Genomic DNA, 25356 nt, shown 5'->3' on the forward strand with positions numbered 1-25356 from the left:
ACGTTCTTAACTTGACCACCAAATTCAAAGCCACTTCATTAAAGTCAAATCATGAGACTAAATGATAGCCAAGCAAAGATCATATCGCCTGCATTTCTGATTGATTCTGAACCTTTTTCTTAGCATCCTGAACTTCTTTATTTTCTGTTTTAAGCGTAAATAAGTAAGCGATGAACCCCAGAGCTGTGATAGCAATCAACATAATTAGCGACGGACCAAAGTCTCCTCCGTTAATGTCACGCATCCACCCCATCACATAACTGGAAAACCCTCCGAATATGTTCGTGAAACCCATGAGGCCCGCTGCACGACCAGCCGTTTCCGGTGTAGAAAATTGCACGATAAATAAGTTACTTAAATGAAAGATTCCTCCCAATGTCCCCATCGCAAGTCCTAATGCCAAAGCGGATATGATGGCGACCGAAACTTGAGTGGAAACCGTTAACAAGATTGCACAGGAAGCAAACAAGATTGTTGCTATTAAACTAGGGCGCTTCGTTTTATCTGCTAAATAACCACAGATTAGAACGAAACCAAGCGCAAACAACCAAGACAAGGATGTGATTCCCGTCATAGCATCTACATCAAAATTCCTGGCTTGCATTAAGTACGTTGGTAGCCAAATACTAATACCGAAAAATAAAAAAGAAGTGATCACCATACCAAACCAAACAATCCAGTAACGGGAATCTTGAACGTAACTTTTCTTCTTTTCTCCAGTAACCGGAGCATCATCCTGTCTTATGTACGACAATTCTTCTTTGCTGACGCCAGGATGGCTTTCTGGGTCATTTCTTGTTAAGAAGATCAACATCGGCATTACAAGAAGTAAGTTCAACCCAGCCAGTATAAAGAAAGTCGCATGCCAACTGAGCGTGGCAATGATCAATGAAATGAATACTGCACCAATGGCAGGTCCTGCATAGTTACCAGAAATCCAGGAAGACTGTGCGCGGCCCAATTCATTTTTATTGAACCAAGTAGCGATGAATTTTCCACAGACCGGGATCATCATCCCTTCCCCGATTCCTAAGAAAATCCGTGTCATCATGAACATGCCGTAGGTGGTGGCAAGTCCGCCTATCAGCATCGTCACTGTCCAAATCGAAACCCCAATGATTGCTGTTTTACGGGCTCCAAACTTGTCAATGAAGAATCCCCAAAAAAAGTTGGAGATTGCGTATGCTACCATAAAGATAAAGGTTAAGAAGCCAATCTTCGCATTCGCATTGGCCCCTGTCATTCCAAGATCACTCAGAAATTGTGGATCAGTCTGGACAATGGAAATTCCCAATTTGTCTATTTGTCCGAAAAACCATAGAAAGAAAATAGGTGTCGCTATATAAAACCAACGTTTATTATTTTTAATTTTCATTTTGGTTCCTCCCATACTATTCTATTAAGGAACTTCGCAATTGGAGATCCTAAGCCCGTATACGATTCTCTTCGTTGAATTTAATTTTTGTTTACTAATCTACAATACCTGTCTATTACCAATAAACATATCGATTTCTTACATACAGTAGTAAGCGATCTAACCCATAACCAAAGAGTGAAATAAAAATTACGACTGCCAATACCTTGCTTTGGGATAAGGTCGCCGATAAATAAACGAGAAAATAACCGATACCATTATTCGAACTGATCATTTCTGTCAGTACGGCAATAACCACCCCTATTGGGAGCGCAATTCGAAAACCGGTAAAAATTGACGGTGCTGTCCCTGGCAGAAACACTTTCCAAAATAGCTTGCGATCGGTCGCCCCCATATTCTGACCAGACCAAACGTACAAATGATTTACACTTTTCGCACCGTAGTATGTACTTACTACTATAGGGAAAATGCATTCTAGAAAAATGGTGAATATTTTAGAGCCAGATCCTAACCCGAAAAGAAGTACAAATATAGGATATAAAGCCACTCTAGGTATAGGATAACCAGCTGTAAAAATTGGTTGCATCAGGTCATCAATAAATGATGACCGGCTCATTTGAATCCCGATTGGAATACCAACAATTGCTGCGAGGAAGAAACCCGCCAAGATTCGATAAATTGTAACTCCCATATTTGTCCATAGATCGCTTGTGGCAAGTAGCTCAACAAATACTAATAGAATTTCTCCAAGACCAGGAAATAACTGTCTTGGAAAAAGCTCTGCCAACACGAACCCCTGCCACAATAGAGCTATTAGTATTAACGCTAAATATTTCACAATAAAATCTTTTATCGCTTTCATATGCGTCCTCCCTCAATATCCTGGCGTCTATAGCGCTATAAAATTTCGCAACAATATTCAATCTACTATCGATTTTGCCACCATAAGACCCGCTGCCTCAAACCGATTAACAATCGATCGAAAAGAAAACCTAACGCTGCGATAACTATGACTGCAGCGAGGACAATATCCGTACGGCCATATGCGTCCGCATTCAAAATCATAAATCCTAAACCTTTACCAGTTGATGAACCAATCATTTCTGATGAAAACATCATGACAAAAGTTAACGCTAGAGCAACACGCCAACCGTCAAATATTTTGGGGAGTGCCGCTGGAAGGACAATCCGCGACAACATTTTGAACTTAGAAGCTCCCATATTTTCTGCTGACCACAGATAAAGTTTATTAATCCCTCGAACACCATCCAATGTCGCAATAAAACAAGGGAAAAAAGCACTTGTAAAAATAATCAGAATCCTTGTAATGTCTGTCACACCGAACCAAACTAAAAATACAGGAAGTAAAGCAATTTTAGGAATCGGATTAAAGAAAGATATGACGGGATCAAAAAATCGGCCAATCGGCTGGAAAAACCCTGCTAAGATCCCCAGGCCTGTTCCGAATAAAACAACTAGCAAAAATCCGACAATTGATCGATATAAACTGATTCCTATATGAGGAAATACTTCACCTGTCATAAAGAATTCACTAATAATTCCTAGAACAACTGCTGGGCTGGAGACATAGGTAGGAAACCAATCAGTCATTGACAATAGTTGCCATAAAGAGAAGAAAAAGATAAGTTCCACTAAAGAAACAACTATAAAGCGACTTTTCTTTAAGCTACTCTGCATTGAATTGGCCTCCTATACTTTTCACATTTTCCTCCTCATGCAAAAGATCCCAAATATGATTCCTGTAATCAATAAACTCATAAGACTTACGTATCGATACATCACGGGGTCTTGGTAATTCAATTTTCAAGATTTCTTTAACTATTGAGGGACGCTTCGTCAAAACAACAACGTAATCACTTAAATAGACCGCTTCTTCAATATCATGTGTAACGAATATTACGCTTTTCTTTGATTCCGACCAAATCCTCTGAAGTTCCACTTGCATCGTCTCTCTAGTTTGAGAATCAAGTGCACCGAATGGTTCGTCCATAAGCAGCACTTTAGGGTCAAAAGCAAGCACTCTAGCAAGAGACACTCTCTGCCTCATGCCTCCCGATAACTCGGAAGGCAGATTGTCTTTGAATTCCCAAAGTCCAACAAGCTTTAAAAAATATTCAACTCGCTCCTTGATTTCACCCTTAGGAAACTTTTGCGCTTCCAAACCCCATGCCACATTGTCGTAGACCTTGCGCCAGGGGAACAGAGTCGACTCTTGAAACATCATTCCCCGGTCTGGAGCAGGTTTCCCAACCTCTTCTCCTCGGACACTCACTACTCCGGAAGTCCTTTCAATAAAACCACCGACAATATGAAGGAATGTGCTTTTTCCACAACCACTTGGACCGACGACACTGACAAATTGCCCTTCTTTTATATCCAAATCAATTCCTTTGATCGCTTCGATTTCTTCTCCTTTACGTTCAAAGACTTTACGCAAATTGGATATTTTAATTGCGCTTTCTCTTGTACTCACTTCATCCACTGGGCTTTCTTTCGCTTTTGTGACGACTACACTAAGATTCATTTCCAGCACCCCCATCCGAATTTTACCTATCATTCTTTCGAAAGATAAACACTGCATTTAATTTCCTATAAAAGAAGTGTCTATTAATGCATCCAGATCAACTTCTTTTTCGATCCAACCTTCTTTCAATAGAATTTCCTGTACAAAATCCCAACCTTCCCGGTCGAACGAAACATCTGTTACACGGTGGTAATCTGTCAAGTTGAGATATGTTTTTGGTTCCGCTAACACAAACTCTGCATCTAATAATGTTTGACGAGCTTCAACTGTATTTTCAAGATAATATTGTGTCATGAACTGTAAATCTTCTACAAGTGCTTGTACAGCCTCTTGGTTCTCATCTATAAATGTAGGGTTTAAAAATAGATTAAGAAAATCTTCTTCTACCGGGACACCGTCCTTAGAGTTGAAGACCGAATCCAAATCACCTGAATTTACCGCCATGTCATAAAAAGGTTGAGGGAACATACCTACGTCAATTTTCCCACTTCTTACAGCTTCCTCCATTGCAGGGATCGGGAGTACTGCATAATTTATATCTTTATCTGGATTTAAACCCGCTGCCCTGACACTTGACCGGACCCACATATCACTCGGAGATTTAAAATCTGGAATACCAACTGTTTTTCCTTTTAAATCTGCTGCCGATTTATAGCCCGCTTCTTTTAATCCCATGAAAGTTGAATTAAATCCTTCATCCATGCTCTCTTTTGCTATATTAGCAACAACTTTCAGATCAACACCTTGCGCGACCGACATTATTGAAGCTCCCTGCCCCAAAGTTCCGCCGTCTATTTGATTGGCACGATACGCGTTCAATCGATCCGTATTCGCCCGGAACTGTTGAAGATCCAATGTGTATTTCTCCCCATAATTGGGTGCCATATCAGACGCCACTTTGATCAGCCATAAGTTTTCTTCTGTCGCATAGCCCACGCCTAATTTAATTTCAACCGGTTTATCCACTTTTTTCCCCTCGGCAGACGCTTTTCCATCTTTTTGGTTATCAGAACCACATGCACCCAATAATCCGACCAGTAAGATCAAAACAAATCCAGTAATAAGTCTCTTCATTTTCATTCCCCCTATTTTCTATGTGATACCAGTAGAACCCCTAAATGTATTGTAATAACCTTTCATTCTTCCTTAGGAACCAATCCTTCGAGCCTTCCTTTATTCCTTTAACAAGAGTTGTAATTAGTAAAACAGGTTGAGGACGCGAATGCACAGTTCACCGTAAAGTGATTATTCAGATATCCATCCCTGCAGTAAGTTCAGCAATTCGCTAAATAGTTATCGAACCAGGATGATTTTAAAAAAATCTAGAATAACACAACATTAGTAAAAAGCCTTTAACTTATCGTAGAATGAAGTACGGTTTCCTTTAGTTTGGTTTTAAGCTATATTTATTAGTTAAGGACAAAGTGTGGATCTTTTACCCTTATGTTATCACCTATTTCAAAAGACATAAGATCTTCACCAATGACAATTTGACCATCATATACCTTACTCGTTCTAACAGCCAAATTAGCCTCTGTATCAGTCAGACCATCAAGTAACACAATATGCGAATAGACGGCAAGTTTTGGACTTACTTTATTAAATACTTTTCCAGCTTCTTCAGGGGTCGTATGGAGGTCTAGGATTTTTTGAATAGACGGTGATTTATTATCCGGTCTAGCTGCTGCAACTTCATGAATAAGTAGGTCTGTCCCTCTAGCAAAGTCGATTAGATTTTCGTTATATCGAGTATCGCCAGAAATTACTACGGAATGACCTTGATAATTTACTCTGTAACCGTAACTCGGTTTAACCGGACCATGATCGACTAGAAAAGCTACAACTTCTATCCCTTTCTTCTCGTAAACTATTCCTTGTTCAATATCATGTCCAACTGCATTCAGCCCACTTAAGGTTTCGTTCTGATTCTTTTTACGTACTTCCACATCGGCAATATAGGCTTCTTCCATTTTTTTCATCATACTTTTAGTTCCTTTAGGTCCCCACACCTCAAATGATGTTTCTCTCTTTCCAGCAGTAGGCAATGAACCCGTCAGCCAAACATCGGGAATTCCAATTGTATGATCGGAATGCAAGTGGGTTACAAACAACTTATTAACCCTTCCAGGTAACACACCAGTTTGACTTAGGCGCAAAGACGCTCCTCTTCCAGCATCAAAAAGTAGCTTTTCCTCGCCAACTTCAACTAGCGTTGACGGTCCAAATCGTTCCATACTCAAAAGAGGTGAGCCAGTTCCAAGGAGAGTTACTTTAAAATTACTTTTCTTTTTTTCTCCTGTCTGTTTCATCTGTCTCTCTAACGTTGCATAATTTTCACTAGGTTTCATTTCAACAGGTTCATTGCTATTAATTCCCTCAGCCGATACACCTCTCTCTTGTTCAAGGGAGGAGCCACATGCCCCTAGCATCCCTATTACCAATCCTAAGAAGAGGCCCCTAAAAAGTCGCATTATTTATTCTGCCCCCTAATATTCTTTTACTGGTTAAATATCTGAAATGCATTTCGTTTTGTGTCTTGATCGATAATTCATTTCCCTTATTTTAATCAACATTCCTTTCTTCAAAATCAAACACCTCCCTTTGTAACCGTTTTCATACGAGTCTTGTTAATATACCATGAACCAGTCACTTTATATGTTTTGTATACAAAACATATTTTCTTTATTTCTATTATATAAATTTTACACTTTTCTGAATTTATTGTCAACAAGAAAAATATAGAATAGTAATATAGTTTTCCAGTGAAATTCTACGTAAAGTATCACCTATTAGTAGATCGGTTTATGTAGTAACTCTTTCTTTAAAAAAGAAGTTGGATCGTTGATTCATCATATCGATTTCAACTCTAGGTGGACAACTATTACTATAACTAATACATTTTTCACGCAGTAAGTCGATATTGAGAATAAAATATTATTTCAAATTGAATAGGAAATATATATTATAATAAGCCCTATACACAATCCCAAATTTAAGTGCATAGATAGGGATAATACCTAATACAAAAGACGATATTTCGCTCGTTTCAGACCGAAATGTCGTCTTTTAAAATTGAGTGCACATGGGCGTACCATGACACTAAGACCATTTAACTTTGATTTTAATAAGATTAACGTTCAAGTAATTTAATCAGCATCATAAACCCTTTTTTGGTGTCCAAATAGGCATATTGCCCTTTCAGATCCTTGCCTTGTTGAATGACATCCTAATCCTATTTCGAAAGCCGGGTAACCATTCCTTTAGATTGTCCAATTCCAAAGAAATATGGTGGATTCCTTCTACGTCCTTCCTTATATGCCCCTTCCAAATACTCGGTTTTTTTCCTGATTGAATGAGCTCCACCTCAATTGTAGGTGTTTTAAAAAATATGAATACCACGTCAGCCTCTGTCGCTTCTCTTTTACATGCTACTTGGGGTATTTTCGCAGCCCTGACTCAATATTCTGGAAAACTTCAAAATTTAGTAAATCCCTTAAGCGACCAGCAGACGCATTGATGTCTTCTACTACGAATGTAATTTGGGTGAAAGTCCGAGAGCCAAGCAGTGGCTCTGTAATAAGATCTTCCACTTATTTTAGGCTGTGGAATCTCTATTTCAAGCAATTTAAATACAGTTTTCAACAAGGTTTCTGAATCTAATAGACATAACATCCTTTGTTCACAGATTTGAATTCGCCTGACTGCAGCAACTGATAAACTCTTTTAGCCATAGATTCAAGACAAGTAGCAATTTTATCTACAACGAAAACAAAGTTTTGGAACCCTTCCCAATTCCACTCCAAATAATCCCACATCGTGCTTGGCTCATCGTTGACTTCCATTAGTTCGATTTGGATTGACAGTGTGTCAATGAAAATAAGCCTGCTCTGCGTATCTGAGTGATGTGCACCCCAAAAGTTAGAGTTCAAAATCTAACTTTTGGGGTGTTTTATTATGGCTAATTATAGTAATGAATTTAAGATGATGATTATTCAAGAGTATCTCGATGGCATTACTCGATATAAGACATTAGCCAGAGAATATGGAGTAAAGGCTGATACACAAATTAGAAATTGGGTGAAATCATACGAGATGTATGGTGTCAAAGGAGTGTTTAGAAAGAAAAGTAAGGAAGTTTATTCTGTTCAATTCAAGCTCGATGTACTAAGCTTTAATAAAAGGACAGGTACTTCTTTAAATGAAACAGCACTTCATTTTGGATTAATAAATCCTCCAATGATCTCTTCATGGAACAAGAGATTCCTCGAAGGCGGTGCAGAAGCCCTGGACCAACCGAAAGGACGGCCACCCATGACTGATAAAGCAAAGAACATTAAAAGCACAAGGACTACTTCAGAGAATGAAATGACACGTGAACAGACATTAGAAAGAGAGAATGAACTCCTGCGTCTAGAGGTGGCGTACCTAAAAAAGTTAAAAGCTTTCCAGATGGATCCGGACGGCTATCTCGAAAAGCACAAGCAGCGTTATCATTCGAACTCAAAGAAGAATTCCGACTGATTGATGTACTTCAAATTGTAGGAATTCCGGAATCTTCATATCACTACCATGTCAAACGGTGGAAGTTAGAAAATCCCAATCGGCAGATGGAGGAAACCATCCAATCTATTCTTGATGAGCACAACGGCAATTACGGGTATCGCAGAATCCACTTAGAGTTAAACAATCGTTGAATCCGGGTGAACCACAAAAAGGTGCAGCGAATTATGCGCAAGCTCGGATTGAAAGGTGTGAAATTCATTCGAAAATCACGCCGCTACAGTTCTTACAAAGGTACCATCGGTACGGTGCAAAGAACCAAGTTAACCGACGCTTTCACACGTCTATGCCGTACCAAAAATTCACCACAGACATCACGGAGTTTAAATGTTCAGATGGACGTAAACTCTATCTTAGTCCGATGATGGATATGTATAACGGGGAAATTCTTTCCCACGGTATCAGCATGCATCCTACTCTGGATTTTGTGATGAAGCCGTTAGAAGAAGCACTTGATATCGTGAAAGACGCAAAATATCGTACAACTATCCATTCGGACCAAGGATGGCATTACCAAATTCACATTGGACCACTACACTGGAAGAACACAATGTGTTCCAAAGCATGTCCCGAAAAGGAAACTGTATAGACAATTCTCCCATGGAAAATTTCTTTGGCTTAATGAAGCAAGAAATGTATTATGGTGAACCGCTTCGTACGTACGAAGAACTGGAACAAGCGATCAAGACGTACATTCATTATTACAACCACAAACGAATCAAACAAAAATTGGCTGGCATGAGTCCGGTACAATACCGTCTTCACACCAGCCAACTAGCTGCGTAACATAAAACTCTAACTTTTAGGGGTCACCACAGAGGGGACTTATTTATAATACACTTGCGATTGGTCATGGCCTCCTCTCAAAAACCATTCAGGTTCCATTACGCCTAGCAACTTGCTGAATGATGATATGGCTTGATTTATATCCTTTACGATAAAAGCGATTTGTGCTATTGAATTGGCTCCAGGAGTTCCTTTATTCGATACTGTAGTACCTTTCAGTAATCAATTTCGCCCTTGGACAATATATTATTAGAAAGCCGTACCAGGCATCCCTCTCACGCCAAGGCCTCCATCACTCTCAATGACAGTTCCTGTAATCGCCTTAGCGTTATCAGATGCCAATAGGACATAGGCGCCGTTGTGATCACTTGCTTCCTGAGCAATTTGCAGTGGATTTCTACTTGCGATACTTTTCTTTCTCGCTTCCCTATCTATTTGTTTCACGCTATCTTGCAGGCATGGGATTGCAGTAATTTCCGTGACCGTACCACCAGGTGAAACGCCATTTACTCTAATTTCAGGAGCCAACTCATAAGCCAACTCTCGGATAAGTCCTACAATTGCATGCTTACTTGCCGTGTAAATAGGGCCTCCGCCATTCGGATAAAACCCCGAATTGGAAACAGTGAAGATGATATTCCCTTTCGTTTTCCTCAGCTCTTCAGCAGTAGCTTTTGCCGCCAATAAGCCCCCCTTTACATTTATATCGAAAATGGTTGTAAATGCTTCATCCAGATGCTCCTCTGGCAGTCGCTCCAACGCGACAAAGCCATCGAATACGCCTGCATTGGAAACTAATATATTCAGTTTTCCGAACTTCTCTACCGTTTTTCGGACAGCTTCCTGATGGCTGGAATATTTCGTTACGTCGCCTTTCACTGTTAAAATATCATCTTTAAATTCTTCTTGTAACGCATTCAGCTTCTTTTCTGACCTTCCCAAAATACAAACTTTAGCGCCTTGATTTATATACTCCCTAGCCACTGCTTCTCCAATACCGTTCGTTCCACCTGTCACGATTGCAACTTTTCCATCCAATGATTTCATCACATTACACTTCCCTGCTATTTAAGTTAATCTATCATATAACAATTGTAGCTACCCTAATTTTAACGGGTAGCTACATAATTGAATGTCCATTTAATAACGCCTCAGCGTAATTGAGTCGGGATTTTGAATTGTGCATGAGGCCTACTGGAGGTAGGTCATGCAGTTGTTGCGAAAGGACATCACGAACTTAGACTACCTTCCCTAATTCTTTACATCCACCCGAAACTAAACTTGATTTAGCCGGGGGTTGCCCCCTACTGAAATGGATACATTTTCAGCATTCATCCCGACACCTATAGAAGTAGGGGGACTTCTACTGAATCAAATTAAACAAAAATCGCCAAGTTTCTTGTCCCTAAAGATGTCTGATCTGCTAAGAACCAGCGTGATACTAACTTCCAATCACCATTTTCTTTACGGAGCACGTCTTTACGCTCACCTGAGATTAAGTCAGCAGTCGTATCTGTACTTCTACTTCTATACAACAGCAAATTACTATGGACAGTCACTTCATTTTCCGACATTTCTTTGATCTTCACATTCGAAACATTCCTTCTTGTACGTGATGGTGGCAATTCAGCCCACGCCATATCTGTTTTCAAACGATCAATTCGAAGTTTCAAAGTTGTCGAATCATCGTCAAATAGTAAAGTTGCTTCTGAGTAATCAGGTTTTGACTCTTCCATTTGGTTAATTCTTAAAGGCATTGTATAACTAATTTCTTCTGACAACAATTCATACCAACCATCAAAATTCAATTCATCCAAAAGCTCCGATTCTTTATAAAGCCATTGCTCAATTTCATAATGCAGTATAATATTCTTATGCATCCCATTCACCTCTTATTCAGCCGTTATTTGATCAAGCCAGTTTCTGAAAAATGCTCTGGAATTTGCTTCATTAAACTTATCTTTATAAACAATACCAGGTCCAACGAAGTCTTCTACTCGATCTTGATGCATACCCATCGTGTAGTTAAAGACAATGTTCTCTTGCAAATGATACGGACTTTTACTATTTTGCGTGATATCTGTAAAATTTTCTGTATCGTCTTGCTCGAAAATTCCAGATGCTCCGAACGTTAGTGTAAAAGCTTGTTCTGATAATCTCTTCCATTCTTCTGCTGCATTTTTTTCAACAAGCATCCATGATGATATCTCCATGGAGTCTGGGCCTGTCGGCTTCCAGATACGAAGGGATGTTTGAGAGATTTTCTGCCCTTTTAAATCCATCGAAGATATGAGAATCATAATATTCGGAGAGACACAAACAATCATATTTTTCATCTGCTTCAAAATGTCGTATTGGTCTTTATTGAGTCGTTCTTTATATTCATCGATTAAGCTTTCAGGGAAAGCAAAACCGTCAGGGTTCGGCATACCTAGGTTCAATCCATGCCCATTCCCTGTATAAATCTGGTAACCATATTTTGAATAGTCCCCTGTCGGAACAAGACCTAATTTTGCAATTGAACCGTGAGACACTAATGTATGGTAAGAGTCTGAAATTGTATTGTCTGACCCTAGTTTCCAAGTGCCATCTACATTCCATTTTTGTGGAAGTCCTACAACCTCCATTTCTGCACGGTTAAATGCCAAGTCGAGATACCATTTAATATCTCCCAAAAATTCATCAAGGGAAACAGCATCAGCGTCAAGCGTCGCAAAGATCAAGTCTGCATAGACATCATGACGAATTTCTTTTAAGCCCATTTTACTTTTATCCATCGTATCACCGTAAACGACTTTCTGGAACGGAATTCCGATCAAGTCACCAGTGTTTTTAAAGTTGAACCCATGGTAAGGGCACGTAAAGTTTTTTTGATTTCCGTTGTCCATCCGACAAAGTTTCATACCGCGGTGTGTACAAACATTTAGCAATACATGAATTTCACCATCTGCACCATGTGTTACGATGACGCTCTGTCCGCCCATTTCACGTGTCACAAAATCTCCTTTGTTCGGGATTTCCGACTTATGGGCGACAAATAGCCAGTCCCTTAAGAAGATTTTCTCCATTTCAAGCTCATAAACTTTTGGGTGTGAGAAAATATAAGATGGAATCAAGCCTTCTTCAGGCTTAACTGTATCTTTTAAATATTGAATTAATTCACTTCTCGTCATTTCGTCCAGCCGAGGAACTTGTTTAGTGCTCGTAGTAGTCATACAAACGACCTCCTTATTTTTATAAGCCAATCTTTATAGTGGATTGCAACTTTTTCAATGTACCTAGCACACTTAAAGCGGCTAACATACTCGTATTAGGGTTCGTACGCATCGGTTCATTTTCAATTTGAAACGTCATAGAACCAAAGGTACCTTCCGCTTGAATTTGATGATGATTTTTTGTCACTTTCGAATCAGCAATAATTTCAACCTTCGTATTTTTCACTCCGATCCCAGCGAGTGATAATACAATCGAAACATTGATATTTTTGGGGAATTTTTCAATCGCTTCTGCAGCTGATCCTTGGAAAATCACTTTTTCTCCTACGACGTCCTCTCCAAATGAATGGGCCGGTTTCCTCGTTGTTAATAAAACCTTTTTCAATTCTCCTAATCCATTTGCATTTTGGATTGCGTCTATTCCTCCAATTGCACCAGACGGTAAATATATTGAGCGTTTGTGTTTTTTTCCCAAAAGTTGAACTTCTTCTAAAAACGCCTCATTAGCTAGTGCTCCGATACTAATAATGATCACTTCTTTTTTCTCAAGAACCTTTGGAACGTGCTGATGAGCCGTTGCTATATTGGCTGCTTCCACCACGATATCTATATCGGATTCGAGGAATTGATCAATATCATCGAACAACTGGACTCCGTAGTCAGTAGCGAGCTGTTCATATTTTTTAAAGTTGCGGACAAATAAGCTTTTCACTTTCAATCCGCCCAACTGCATTTGTTGTACTTCTTTCATGATGAATGTCGCAATAGAACCGGCTCCGATAATACCTATGTTCATTTAGACAACTCCTTATTCTGCAAATCCATATGAATCAGTAAAATGTTCAAAGCCGCCAAATTCTGTTACGCTCGATAGACCGCTTTCTTTGATACCAGGAAAATCGAGGCGTAAATCTTTGAAAATCGTATGATTGTTAAAGAATATGGCGCCAGCTTCGATACGATCAGCCAACCGTTTTGCTACCTCGATATCAGTTGTCCAAATGGAAGCTCTTAAGCCATATTCCGAATCATTCGCATAATTGATTACTTGCTCGGTATCATTGAATGGCATCACCGGGATGACAGGACCAAACTGCTCCGCTCTCATGATCTCACTATCCTGATGCACATTTGTAACTATGGCTGGAAGCATAAAATATCCGTCTTCCCATGTATGCTCGTTAAGTTTTCTACCAAAGTAATGCACTTTGGCACCTTCTTTTTCTGCACGGTCAATCAAATTTTTCACGAAACGAAATTGTGATTCATTATTCAGTGGGCCCATTTTGACATCCGGTTGGATCCCGTTTCCGACAATTGTTTTGTTGAATTCTTCGCTTAGTTTATCTAACAACTCTTCGTATCGTGATTCGTGGACATAAATGCGCTTAATGGCAGAACATACTTGCCCAGCGCCTTTCAAAACACCATTTCTTAACTTTTGGATTGTTTCCCTGTTTAAATCAGCATCGGCCAATATAATGGCAGGGTCATTACCGCCCAGTTCCATATTCAATTTCTTCAAAGTGCATGAGGACTTTTCCATCAATATTTTCCCTGTACTTGTGCCACCTACAAACGCGATTGTCCGGACTCGTTCGTCCTTCGCGATTCGATCGCCAATAAGACCACCCGAACCTGTCACAACGTTCAATACCCCTGACGGTAGACAGTTAGCTAGCTCTTTCATGAAGACCATAATCGTCAATGGACAATCTGTCGCAGGTTTGAAAACGACTGTGTTTCCTGTCAAAATAGCCGGTATGACGCGCTTAAACGTTAAGATCATTGGAGAATTCCATGGGGTGATAATTGCCGTCACACCTCTTGGACGTCTCCGGACTTCGACTTGTTGGGCCTGTCCGGACAGATCTCTAGGCTCGTACCAGTTTTTCAAGTTTTCTGGCATCTCATTTAAAATCTGTACACATCTTTGAATATCTAATTTGCCTTCTTGTAAAGTTTTACCATTTTCTCTGACAAATAAAGTCGTATATTCATCAACACGATCTTTCACACGCTCCCATACTTGGCGAACACGCTCAATCCGTTCATCCAATGATGTTTGCGACCATGTTGGATACGCATCTGCCGCTGCCGTAATCGCCCGATCTACATCCTGTTCGGATGCCAGTCCGATAAAACCGACGACTTCACTTGTGACGGCAGGATTGATGACGTCTTTGTGCTTATCTAATGATATCCATTCACCGTTCACTAAAATCTTTCCTGAAATTTGCAAAGTTGCTTCCGTTTTATAGACCAAATTATCTCCCTCATTTCCATTGAACAATTTTATTTTATTTTCTTCGGTTGAAATGACGAAGCTACACCCGGGGGCCCGCCGAATGGTTTAGCCATTGGTCCGACTGCCTCCATATCGACAACAATCAAAGTCATCTTATTCGACTCTGTTGCATTTTCCAACGCTTGGTCAAATGCATCGGTAGATTCCACTCTCATTGACTCTATCCCCATCGAATGTGCCAGCTGTACAAAATCTGGACTGACTAAATCGACACCGACTTGACGGCCGTATGCTGCGTCTTGAATATTACGAAGTACACCGTAACCGCTATCATCAAACACAAGGATGATCATCGGAAGGTTCTCTTGGACTGCTGTTGCAAGTTCACCAATGTTGACCATGAAGCCGCCATCTCCTGCTAATACGACAACCCGCTTATCAGGATTCGCTTTTTGTGCGCCGATACCTGTCGGTAAAGCTTGGCCAATTCCGCCTCCCGAGGCATGAATCGAATGGCGTGGTTTATAAATTTCGAACAGTCGGCTTCCCCAAACGTTCGCTGGAATAGTGACATCTCTTACAAAAATCGTTTCTTCATCCAGTCTGTTTCTCATACTGTCCAAAATATTTTCATAAGGTCCTAATGTTTTGCGAAGTTGAGCCCTGAGTGTTTCACGCAACTGTCTGACTTCTTCTCCGTAATCGTTACCACGTTTCGTGTAATCGCTTGCATCCATTTGTGAGGCGAGACTTTCCAAGACTATTTTAATATCCCCGACCAACCCATACTTTGCCTCATAATTTCGACTGACCGCCAAATAATCGGCATCGATCGTAATATGGTTTTCCGGCACTTCAACTGACCAGCCAGAAGTTTCATTACTCCGGAAACGTACACCAACACTAATGAGTAAATCGGCATTCGCCAAAAACTGTTTCGTTTCCGGAGACGCACCAAAATGTCCAATACATTGCGGATGATCTTCCCGAATGATCCCTTTAGCTGATTGGCTCGTAATGACAGGCGCGCCCGTCATTTCCGCCAACCGTCTGATTTGTTCGGAAGCACCTGATAAAATTGCCCCGTTACCAACCCATAATACTGGCCGCCTTGCTTCTTTAATCGTCTGCACGACGGCTTCAGGTACAATGAATGCTTCTTGTATTAAATGACCAGATACCAATTCATCGTAAATCGGAGTATCCGGAATAATGGCTGATTGATAATCAATCGGAATTTCGACACTTATTGGACCTGACGGTGCTTGGAATGCTTCCTTGATTGCTTTACGGATAAATCCTGTCGCCTGCTCGGGAACCTTTAATTGATAAGCCTTTTTACAAGCCCCCTCCATCATTTGGAGCTGATTTTTGCACTCATGGATATAACCTCTACCTGTCCCAATCTGTTCAGAAGAAACTTCACCGGTTATATGTAATAGTGGGACGCCAGCACTCCATGCTTCCACCAAAGAACCCGCCGCATTTCCTGCTCCTGTACCAGTGCTCGTAATCGCCACGCCTAGCTTGCCAGTTGATCTTGCATGTCCATCAGCCATATTCACTGCGCCACTCTCTCCACGTGCACAAACCAATTCAATACTTCCTTCACGTAAAATCGCATCATAAATAGGCATGTTGTGAATACTCACAATACCGTAAGCGGTTTCAACTCCCGCATTGACTAATTCTTTTACGATTGCATCTGCGACCGTAAACTGCTCTTGTATACTTTCCACCCCAAGTCCCCCTTGTCCTATAAAACTTTACTTAACCCACCCGATACTTCTATATTTGCGCCTGTAACATAGCTGGCACGTTCCGAAGCTAAAAACAAAATAACATTTCCGACTTCTTCAGGTAAACCGACCCGAGCGAGTGGGATTTTTCTGTTTTCCGCCAACTCTTTGTAATACACTTCCGGGTCTACATCTGGTGCACGTTCCAATCTTCTACGTTCCCATTGATCCGTTTTGATTAATCCGAGGCTAATTGTATTGATAAGTATATTATCTTTCGCCAACTCATGTGATAAGCTTTTCGTTAAATTCAACAATCCTGCTCTCGTTGCGGCTGTTGCAACCATATGTGGCTCCGGCTCTTTTGAAAGTGTTGCGTTCATATTGATAATCCGGCCTTCTCCTTGTGCTTTCATGAACGGAACAACTGCTTGGATCGCATAAATGATTGCAAAATATTTCAGATTGATTTGTTCTTGCCATTGCTCATCGGTAATGTCGAAGAAGTGTGACATAATACTCCGTCCCGCATTATTGATGAGCACGTCTATTCTTTGAAAATGTTCACCTATCGCATTGATGAAAACTTCTACGTCTTCACGTTTCGAAACATCGCATGTCATGCCGAATAGATTATCCCGGTTCGAATCGTCCGTCAATTTTTCGATTGCTTGATTTAAGCGATCTAGGTTCCGGCCACAAATAGCGACTTTCGCCCCTTCTTCCAGCAGCATCCTCGTTGTTTCAAAACCGATGCCCGCTGTGCCGCCCATGACGACAACGACTTTACCTTTTAAATTTAACTCCATCTTTCCCAGCCACCCCTTTTATCCATCACTTCGTATTTACTAAAGCCCAACCGGGATCTCGCTCTCCCGCCATTTTCGCTCTAGTCTCCGGCGAAGGAGGTCCTGCAATTCCCCATCTGTCGGATAAATGCGGTACACGCTTCCACACTTGCGCACGCCATGTTTTTTTATCTTCAATCACATCTACATAACATGTATACTCCATGACAAATCCGCCTGGATCTTGGAAATAACAGAAGATATTATTGCCTGGCCCATGTCTTCCCGGCCCCCAGATTTCTTTGTACCCTTTCTTCCGGACATTGCTGATGCCGCGCATTACTTCATCCACACCTTCCACTTCATAGGCGATATGGTTGACCGATGCATGCCCCGCCTGGTTGAACGAAATTTCATGGTGATTTTTATCGCATCGGAGGAACACCATTTGATCTTCACTCCAATCTGAAACCATAAAGCCGAGCACTTCAGTGAAAAAATCCGTCGACCGCTGGATATCAGTTGTGTTCAGGACGATGTGGTTCAAGTAAAGCGGATTTGATTCGACTTTTCTTTGCCATGGCTCTGTATGGATGTCTACCCATGTGGAAAGTTCAAAGCAACGATTTTCATAGTCTACGAAGCGGAGGCCATAACCGCCACCCACTTCATCCAGAAAGCCCGGCTGTTGAATGATTTCAACGCCTTTCTTCTTCAAAAAGACCGCTGCTTTGTCTACTGCTATTTTGTCTACCATTCCAAATGCAATATGATGGAGACCTCTTCTTTCACCTCTTTGTAAATGAAGAATATGATGTTCAGGACTTGAACCGCGGAAATATACATGATTGTCATCTTGCGAGACAACGTCCAATCCCCACACATCTCTATAAAATTCGATTTGTTCTTCTAGGTTAGGTGTTATTAAACTTATGTGACGTAAATGTGTTATTTCAAGCATTGAGTTTCCCACCTCTCCAATCTTACTTAATTAAACGACATAGATTCATAAATTTTAACTCAAGCAGGTTTTACAATTCTTCATGTTTTACATGTAAAACATTGTTTCACCTCATAGTATTTATCCTATCGTAGTCTTGTATTTTTGTCAATTGAATTTTCTGACTTATCTATAATTAATATAAACTCAGTAACTAGGCACAGCTATAATTTGCTGAAAAACGCACATGGTGTCTATGCCTAGAAGAGTACGAATCGTTTTAGCACACATATTAAATAGTCAGGACCATAAATGAAGATATTTCTTTAGCTGTTTGACAAACTGTAGGGATAATCTTTTCTTCCATCAGCTCCTCGTTGGCAGTATGTTGTGTTGTTGCTATATTTATGGCGGCAATCACTTCATTGTTTTTTCCGAAAATCGGACAAGCGATAGACCAAATCCCTGTTTCAAACTCTCCTTTATGGAAGACGTAACCTTTCTCTTTAATGGACTGTAATTCATCTCGCAATTCTTGGATCTCGACTTTCGATGCATCAGGAATCTGCAATACCTTCAGCTCCGACAACAACTTCTCTTTGCTCTCTTCGGGTAAATGTGCCAAGAGACATTTCCCCATCGCTGTAGCATGGAGAGGCAGATGTGATCCAACGTTAATTGTAACCGTAGCAACACTTCTGGCCGGAAATCTGGAGATATATACAATTTCATTTCCATCCAATATCCCCATATGTGATGACATTCCCGTTTCATCTCTTAATCTCTTCAAGTAAGGCGCCGCCAGTTCTGGTAGTTGGAGACTGTTCAAATAAGTGAAGCCTAGTTCAAGCACTTTCGGTCTAAGTCCATAGCGCTTGGTATGACTATCTTGATAAATATAGCCACACTCTTCCAATGTATATAAGATGCGATAAGGAGTCGTTCGGCTGACACCTAAATTACTAGCAATTTCCGCCAAGGAGAAGGTCGGATTCTCCACACTAAACATCTTTAAAACTTCAAGTCCACGTAAAATGGAATTTGAAAGATATTTATCATTATCACTTTTTTGCTTTTCGTCATTCTTTTTCGTATTCACCACTATCTTTTCCTCCACTCTAAAAAATCAAGTATATATTTATTAAATACCTCCGGCTTTTCCAGGTAACTGAGATGGCCTGCATCCGCTATTGTCTTCAAACGTCCATCTTTCAGTCTTTCGACTATAATTTCCGACTCGCAGATAGGTGTCACGCGATCCTCTTCTCCACAAATGACTAGTGTAGGAGCCGAAACCTTTGAATACTCATCCATCTGATTCAAGTGATATAAACTGTTGGCAACTGATTTATAACCTGCCGGTCTGACTTCAGCCATAATGTTTTGCGCATATTCTAAAATTGCAGCATCAGCATTTGGAGCGAGCAATGCCGACGTTCTTTGTCTAGCCAATTCTTCGGGTGAAGAATTTTCCACGAGATGATGCCGAGCTTGTCTTTTCTTTATATTTTCTTCTTCGTGGAGCCCAGCCGCTCCCCGGGTCGGTGCAGCAATTATCAATTTGGTAACCATTTCAGGAAATCTTATCGCAAAATCGATTGCTATGGCTGACCCCATTGAATGCCCTAACAAATTGACTTCCTCTAATTGAAGTCTATCAAGAAACTTCTTTAAATGATCCGCAAACTGGGAAAAATGTTGTAATTCTGGAATAGGATCTGCACTTTGACCGTAACCGGGAGCATCCCAAGCAATTACAGTGTAATCTTTCTTCAACCCTTCCAATTGACAGATCCATGACTTCGAGTTATTTCCTAAGCCATGTAATAAGACAAGCGGGGGTCCACTTCCTTCAATAAGATAATGAATAGACAGATCTGCCAACTCCACTTTCGACATAAAACTCCTCCTCATGTATTTTTATCGTTTCTTTCCGTGTTTTAACAATAAAACAAAGTTCCTCACATTTATATCGATTGTACGTACTAATTCAACGCAAAGTCAAACGGCTTCTGAATGTTTCGACTGACTATTCCTAATATGTCTTCAATTCTAATAGTATTCCAAAATAAGCAAAAAAGGAAATAAGAAATGATCTCTTATTCCCCTGTCTATAATTGAAATAAAGAAGCCACATCGTCTTTACGCCAGATTGACTTTGAAGCGCGAAAAACAATTTAGAAGTCAATCTTAAGATATTATTTTTCAACTACACATAGAAACGGTTCATCTGCTACTTGAATCGAGTCTGTTGGACATCCCTCATAAGCATCCATAAGGTCATCTACTAGATCTTCTCCTACTGGAGTAATACCCGTATTATTATCGAGAATACTATAAGATAGACCATCATCATCATAATCAAATACATCGGGAGCTGTAGCCCCACACGCATTGCATGCGATACAAGTCTCTTGATCCACTAATGTATACTTCTTCATATCAGAATTCCCCTTTCGGCCTTTATTCTCAATTGCGCCTCCGCACAATTAAAGTTGAATATATCAGTCCATTATAAAGAACTAGACGAACTCGTTTACAAGTTCATCGAAAAGTTTAGGCTGTAACTCGAGGTTCATATGGGCCAAGGGTTGTTTTGCATACCCTTTTACTAACTCTTGATAAGAAGGTTTCATTTCCTGGTAAACAATCCCGGTTACTAGGCTATTATGTTTCATTAAAGTGTTCATAGCCATTTCGCGGTTTGAAGCATCGTATCCTTCTATATCACTTAATTTAGTCAAATTCTCTTTGAACCAGTCATACGTATTAACCTTATTGTAAGTGACACATGGACTATAGACGTTAATAATAGAAAAACCTTTATGTTGTATTCCTGCTTCTATTGTCGCAGTCAATTCTTTAATATCTGCTGAAAAACATTGCGCCACAAAACTAGCTCCACTTGTAATCGCCATCTCCATTGGAGATAATGCTTTTTCAATTGATCCTTCCGGTGTTGACGGTGTGATAAATCCATCCTCTGAACGCGGTGATGTCTGACCTTTTGTCAATCCGTAAATTTGATTGTCCATAACAATATAAGTTATATCCATATTACGACGCATCGCATGAATTGTATGTCCAATCCCAATCGCAAAACCATCTCCATCTCCCCCAGCCGCAACGACAGTGAGATCACGATTCCCCATCTTTACTCCTTGAGCAATGGGAAGCGCTCTTCCATGAATTCCATGTAGACCGTAAGATCTAATATAGCCTGAAATACGACCAGAACAGCCAATTCCAGAGATTACCGCCAGATCTTCTGGAGAAAGATTCAGACTAGCTGCACTACGCTGGATCGCTGCTTGTACAGAGAAATCCCCACAGCCTGGACACCAATTTGGCTTCACACCATTTCTAAAATCTTTAATTGTTGATGTAGACATGTTCTAACAACTCCTTGCTCGCGTCGTAAATATAATGCGGTTGGAATGGATCGCCATCATATTTCAACATGCTTTGAATTTTATCAACATGACCAACATTCATTTTTATAATATTGGCAAGTTGCCCCGTCGCATTGCTTTCTACGACAAGTACATGATCCGCCCCGTCTATATAAGGCTTGATAGCTACCGTCGGGAATGGATGAATGAGTCGAATTTGCAAGTGATTTACGTTCAATCCTTCTTCTCTCAAACGTTGGACAGCTTCTTCAATCGCACCACGCGTTGCATTAAAGCCTATTAGTAAAAGATTTGTTCTTTTTGTTGGAACATTCACTGTGATTGGATTTGGAAAACGTTCTGTTAAGTTAGATAACTTACGCATTCTTTTATCCATTTGTTGTTTACGATTATGTGCGGTTTCATTTGGTCTACCCGTTTCGTCATGCTCTACACCCGTTACGTGATGGATGCCACCTTTCACCCCCGGGATGACTCGTGGAGAGATACCATCTTCTGTTACTTCGTAGCGTTTAAAATAATCCTTTTCTTCCATTTGTTCAATGTCACTAGTAATTAACTTCCCTCGCCGAATGTGTACTTTATCAAAATCAAATGTTTCTACGGTTTGTTTTGCTAACGAAAGCTGTAAATCGGATAATAAAATAACAGGGCACTGGTATTCATCTGCAATATTAAATGCTTCTATCGTATCGTAAAAAGCCTCTTCAGCTGTACTTGGTGCAATGACAACCTTCGGGATTTCACCATGATTCCCATAGATAATCGCCATTAAATCCGATTGTTCTTGCTTTGTTGGTAATCCAGTAGATGGCCCTCCACGCTGTGTATCAACAACAACAAGAGGGGTTTCTGTCATGCCGGATAGGCCAATCGCTTCCATCATTAAGGATATTCCAGGACCAGAGGAAGCAGTGAAAGAACGAGCACCCGCATAGTTAGTACCGATTGCCATCGTCACAGCAGCAATTTCATCTTCTGTTTGAATGACTGTCCCACCAACTCTTGGTAGCTTTTTAATTAAATATTCCATAATATCAGAGGCCGGTGTAATTGGGTAAGCAGGCATAAAACGAACCCCTGCTGTCAGAGCCCCGAGCGCAATCGCATCATTACCAATCATAAACATACGTTTATGATTATTTTCAGCCTTTGCAAGAAATAAAGCAGAGGCCTTTTCTCCGAGGCTTTGTTGCATATATGCATACCCTTCTTGGATAGCCTCCATATTTTTCCCTACCATATCTCCGCCTTTTCTACCAAAAATCTCTTGGATGACAACAGAGAAATCCCCAATCTTCAAATCCATAACTGCACAAGTAGCACCAATCGCTACCATATTTTTCATCAAAGAAGTGCCTAGTTTGGAAGCGATTTCAGTAAATGGAACAGGATATAGCTCAACCGTCGAGTCTTCCGGTTTCACTGGCTTAAATTTCGTATCAGCAATGATAATACCTTTTTCATGTAATTCATGATAGTTTAGATCAATTGTTTCTTGATCAAATGCAAGAAGTATGTCTAAATCATCGGCAACTGTCTGTACTTTCCTAGTACTAATACGAATTTTATTGTTCGTATGACCACCTTTAATTCTTGATGAAAAATGGCGATATCCATATAAATAAAAACCGAGTCGGTTCAGAGTTTTGGAAAGAATCTCACCCGTACTTTCAATACCTTCCCCTTGCTGCCCTCCCACTTTCCACGATAGATCTTTTTTCATGAAATCTGCCCCTTTTTAGCACGGTTATTGTTAAAATCATACGCCTTAATATTTATCCGCTGATGTAAGTCAATAAAATCACAATACATAGCAATTCAGACAGTAAGTCGATATTTATAGCCAAAATCACTTCTACTTATATATTTTCGTTAATATTTATGCAAAGATTGCCGTACTATGTTTCGGTTGTAACCGGACATTCGGGTCAATGTACTGCTTTGCATTACTTACTGCGACCGGTGCCTCACCAAATCCGGTGGCGATCAGTTTTACTTTCCCTTCATACGTGGCTATGTCCCCAACAGCATAAATGCCAGGAATGTTCGTTTCCATTTTATTGTTAACAACTATGGAGTTTTTATCAATCATCAATCCCCAATCTTTAATTGGACCGAGCGCGGAAACGAATCCATAGTTGACGATAAAGTCATCGACATCAATCTCTTCACAGTTCTCAGTTTTAGGCTCTTTGACAATGATTTTTTTGATACCACTCTCATCTCCGATCAGTTCAGACGGCACATAAGGGGTTTTGATTTGGACACTGGATTTTTTTAACTTTTCCACGCTATGTTCATGGGCACGGAACTTATCGCGTCGATGGATGATGGTAACTCCCTTCGCAATTGGTTCCAGCATCAATGCCCAGTCCACCGCTGAGTCTCCCCCGCCACATACTGCCACTTCTTTATCTGTAAACCTATTCAAGTTGTCAATGAAATAATGGAGGTTTTTCCCTTCATATTGATCCGCATCTTCAATCCCTAACCGACGAGGTTCAAATGCCCCGTTTCCTGCTGTAATAATAATTGTTCTTGAAAGATGAACTTCTTTATTTGTTTGAATTTTCAGAATTCCATCTTCTTGCTTTTCTACAGTTTGTACCGCTTGCTCCAAACAGATTGTCGTCGGAAACGTATTCACTTGTTCTTTCAGATTATCAATCAATTCTTGTGCGCGAACTTTCGGCAATCCAGCAATATCGTAAATATACTTTTCCGGATAAAGTACGGACAATTGTCCACCTAGCTGAGGTAAGCTTTCTATAATCTTTACACTGGCTTCCCGCATTCCTCCGTAGAATGCAGTAAATAACCCGGCAGGGCCACCCCCGATTATTGTGATGTCGTATACTCTCCCATCTATATTCATTAAATCCCTCACTTTTCTTCGGTTCATATTGATGCACCTCTACCGTTGAGTAAAGTATGAGAGTATGTATCAATTACTCCGAGGCATAATTGCATCTAAATTAAAAGCACAAGTCATCTATCTAGCTATGGTTGGTACAAGTCAATCCACAAAGCAATTGCTATTTCTCTACGGCTTGGAATGACTTATGAGAACATCTGGAGACTGAAAGGCCCACTGGACTGAATATTAAATTGCTTTCGTTTCGCCTTCTATTGAGATGAAAGTCTCCTATAGCTAAAGCTTCACTTTTAGTATAAAAGTGAAGCTGAATTCGGATCAATTGACCCGTTAATTAATTAGCGGTCTGCCTGGGCAACAATCGCGTCTCTTTCTTTTGCGCGCTCAACGCGGATCTTTTCAAGTTCGCTTCCTTCTGGGTAAGTCGGTAGTTGTGGCTTTGCCGCACCAAGCATTACAAGCATCATCGCATCTTTGTCTCCGTCGTTGCGGATTCCACGTTGAATGCCCGGGGGTACGCTGACACAGTCACGCTTATTCATTTTGATTTCATAATCTTTTCCCTCATGCTCTAAAAGGACTGTCATTTCACCTTCCAAAATAAAGAAAACTTCTTCCACATCCGAGTGTAAGTGCAAGGGCCCAATTGAACCTGCTGGTAAGACCATTGTGCTTAACGTGAAGTTGTTTGCTTCAATTACATCTGAGTCCTTATTTGCTGTTGCACCACGTCCAATATAGCGCATTTGGGCACGACGATATCTTGGATCTAATTCTTCTTGGAACTTTAAAACGTTCCAATCTAGCTTTCTATCTTCCAACCTCGCAATATATTTCTTTTCAAAATCCTCTACTGTTGTGAATTCCAT

At 40.4% G+C, this 25356-nt stretch carries 25 protein-coding genes and 1 pseudogene; 4 read left to right on the plus strand and 22 right to left on the minus strand.

The features are described from left to right. Positions 1-79: 79 nt before the first annotated feature. The 7 genes from CSV61_RS01615 to CSV61_RS16665 all read right to left on the minus strand — a co-directional run bounded on the left by CSV61_RS01615 (position 80) and on the right by CSV61_RS16665 (position 7849). Entirely contained in the window at positions 80-1375 is a 1296-nt protein-coding gene (locus tag CSV61_RS01615; protein WP_083031274.1) for an MFS transporter, read from the minus strand. A gap of 115 nt (positions 1376-1490) precedes the next feature. Continuing rightward, the gene (locus CSV61_RS01620) at positions 1491-2237 is read right to left on the minus strand and encodes an ABC transporter permease (protein ID WP_083031288.1); all 747 of its coding nucleotides are present in this window, start codon (positions 2235-2237) and stop codon (positions 1491-1493) included. Between the two features lie 65 nt (positions 2238-2302). Then, positions 2303-3073 (minus strand): ABC transporter permease, encoded by a 771-nt coding sequence (locus CSV61_RS01625; protein WP_099637838.1) that lies wholly within the window; start codon positions 3071-3073, stop codon positions 2303-2305. After that, positions 3063-3920 carry an ABC transporter ATP-binding protein gene (locus CSV61_RS01630; RefSeq protein ID WP_099637932.1) on the minus strand — a complete coding sequence of 286 codons (858 nt, stop codon included), beginning with the start codon at positions 3918-3920 and terminating at the stop codon, positions 3063-3065. Before CSV61_RS01630 ends, CSV61_RS01625 begins: the two co-directional genes overlap by 11 nt. A 57-nt stretch (positions 3921-3977) precedes the next feature. Continuing rightward, a complete protein-coding gene (locus tag CSV61_RS01635) occupies positions 3978-4994 on the minus strand; it encodes an ABC transporter substrate-binding protein (RefSeq protein WP_158233749.1) in 1017 nt (338 codons plus the stop codon). A gap of 335 nt (positions 4995-5329) precedes the next feature. Next, on the minus strand, positions 5330-6391 hold the full coding sequence (locus CSV61_RS01640) for an MBL fold metallo-hydrolase (RefSeq protein ID WP_158233750.1): 1062 nt from the start codon (positions 6389-6391) through the stop codon (positions 5330-5332). Between the two features lie 1185 nt (positions 6392-7576). Further along, a complete protein-coding gene (locus tag CSV61_RS16665) occupies positions 7577-7849 on the minus strand; it encodes a VOC family protein (protein WP_099637841.1) in 273 nt (90 codons plus the stop codon). 25 nt (positions 7850-7874) lie between these two features. Here CSV61_RS16665 and CSV61_RS01655 point away from each other — a divergent pair, with 25 nt between their 5' ends. The 4 genes and pseudogenes from CSV61_RS01655 to CSV61_RS01665 all read left to right on the plus strand — a co-directional run. After that, positions 7875-8441 carry a helix-turn-helix domain-containing protein gene (locus CSV61_RS01655; RefSeq protein ID WP_099637842.1) on the plus strand — a complete coding sequence of 189 codons (567 nt, stop codon included), beginning with the start codon at positions 7875-7877 and terminating at the stop codon, positions 8439-8441. Between the two features lie 86 nt (positions 8442-8527). Continuing rightward, positions 8528-8614 (plus strand): IS3 family transposase, encoded by an 87-nt coding sequence (locus tag CSV61_RS17320; protein WP_369824264.1) that lies wholly within the window; start codon positions 8528-8530, stop codon positions 8612-8614. Positions 8615-8766: 152 nt separating this feature from the next. Further along, on the plus strand, positions 8767-9069 hold the full coding sequence (locus CSV61_RS01660) for a DDE-type integrase/transposase/recombinase (protein WP_483315639.1): 303 nt from the start codon (positions 8767-8769) through the stop codon (positions 9067-9069). Beyond that, positions 9006-9266, plus strand: a pseudogene (locus CSV61_RS01665) (transposase); the annotation flags it as partial. The gene CSV61_RS01660 and the pseudogene CSV61_RS01665, both read left to right, overlap by 64 nt. Before the next feature lie 249 nt (positions 9267-9515). On the opposite strand, the gene hcaB reads toward CSV61_RS01665, so the two are convergent. The 15 genes from hcaB to CSV61_RS01740 all read right to left on the minus strand — a co-directional run bounded on the left by hcaB (position 9516) and on the right by CSV61_RS01740 (position 25356). Beyond that, complete coding sequence (gene hcaB, locus CSV61_RS01670) at positions 9516-10313, minus strand: 3-(cis-5,6-dihydroxycyclohexa-1,3-dien-1-yl)propanoate dehydrogenase (protein ID WP_099637845.1); 798 nt, start codon at positions 10311-10313, stop codon at positions 9516-9518. Between the two features lie 329 nt (positions 10314-10642). Beyond that, positions 10643-11146, minus strand: a complete 504-nt coding sequence (locus CSV61_RS01675; protein WP_099637846.1) for an aromatic-ring-hydroxylating dioxygenase subunit beta — start codon at positions 11144-11146, stop codon at positions 10643-10645. A 12-nt stretch (positions 11147-11158) separates the two neighbouring features. Continuing rightward, a complete protein-coding gene (locus CSV61_RS01680) occupies positions 11159-12481 on the minus strand; it encodes an aromatic ring-hydroxylating oxygenase subunit alpha (RefSeq protein ID WP_099637847.1) in 1323 nt (440 codons plus the stop codon). Positions 12482-12500: 19 nt separating this feature from the next. Next, positions 12501-13277: an aspartate dehydrogenase gene (gene nadX, locus CSV61_RS01685; protein ID WP_099637848.1), complete on the minus strand. Its 777-nt coding sequence runs from the start codon at positions 13275-13277 to the stop codon at positions 12501-12503. 12 nt (positions 13278-13289) lie between these two features. After that, positions 13290-14747 carry an aldehyde dehydrogenase family protein gene (locus tag CSV61_RS01690; RefSeq protein WP_233193480.1) on the minus strand — a complete coding sequence of 486 codons (1458 nt, stop codon included), beginning with the start codon at positions 14745-14747 and terminating at the stop codon, positions 13290-13292. 29 nt (positions 14748-14776) lie between these two features. Then, complete coding sequence (locus CSV61_RS01695) at positions 14777-16468, minus strand: thiamine pyrophosphate-binding protein (protein ID WP_233193481.1); 1692 nt, start codon at positions 16466-16468, stop codon at positions 14777-14779. A gap of 17 nt (positions 16469-16485) precedes the next feature. After that, positions 16486-17277: an SDR family oxidoreductase gene (locus tag CSV61_RS01700; RefSeq protein WP_099637850.1), complete on the minus strand. Its 792-nt coding sequence runs from the start codon at positions 17275-17277 to the stop codon at positions 16486-16488. A gap of 25 nt (positions 17278-17302) precedes the next feature. Beyond that, complete coding sequence (locus CSV61_RS01705) at positions 17303-18217, minus strand: VOC family protein (protein ID WP_099637851.1); 915 nt, start codon at positions 18215-18217, stop codon at positions 17303-17305. 271 nt (positions 18218-18488) lie between these two features. Continuing rightward, on the minus strand, positions 18489-19295 hold the full coding sequence (locus tag CSV61_RS01710) for an IclR family transcriptional regulator (RefSeq protein ID WP_233193482.1): 807 nt from the start codon (positions 19293-19295) through the stop codon (positions 18489-18491). Positions 19296-19297: 2 nt separating this feature from the next. Then, positions 19298-20095 (minus strand): alpha/beta fold hydrolase, encoded by a 798-nt coding sequence (locus tag CSV61_RS01715; RefSeq protein WP_099637852.1) that lies wholly within the window; start codon positions 20093-20095, stop codon positions 19298-19300. Positions 20096-20394: 299 nt separating this feature from the next. Beyond that, the gene (locus CSV61_RS01720; protein ID WP_099637853.1) at positions 20395-20637 is read right to left on the minus strand and encodes a ferredoxin; all 243 of its coding nucleotides are present in this window, start codon (positions 20635-20637) and stop codon (positions 20395-20397) included. Between the two features lie 81 nt (positions 20638-20718). Continuing rightward, positions 20719-21588 carry a 2-oxoacid:ferredoxin oxidoreductase subunit beta gene (locus CSV61_RS01725; RefSeq protein WP_099637854.1) on the minus strand — a complete coding sequence of 290 codons (870 nt, stop codon included), beginning with the start codon at positions 21586-21588 and terminating at the stop codon, positions 20719-20721. Continuing rightward, complete coding sequence (locus tag CSV61_RS01730) at positions 21569-23335, minus strand: 2-oxoacid:acceptor oxidoreductase subunit alpha (protein WP_099637855.1); 1767 nt, start codon at positions 23333-23335, stop codon at positions 21569-21571. The genes CSV61_RS01725 and CSV61_RS01730 overlap by 20 nt, the downstream gene beginning before the upstream one ends. Before the next feature lie 156 nt (positions 23336-23491). Beyond that, positions 23492-24487, minus strand: a complete 996-nt coding sequence (locus tag CSV61_RS01735) for an NAD(P)/FAD-dependent oxidoreductase (RefSeq protein ID WP_099637936.1) — start codon at positions 24485-24487, stop codon at positions 23492-23494. Positions 24488-24825: 338 nt separating this feature from the next. Further along, positions 24826-25356 (minus strand): cupin domain-containing protein, encoded by a 531-nt coding sequence (locus tag CSV61_RS01740; RefSeq protein ID WP_083031368.1) that lies wholly within the window; start codon positions 25354-25356, stop codon positions 24826-24828.

Origin of the sequence: Sporosarcina sp. P3 (genome assembly GCF_002743415.1) — a bacterium.
Lineage (GTDB): Bacteria > Bacillota > Bacilli > Bacillales_A > Planococcaceae > Sporosarcina > Sporosarcina ureae_A.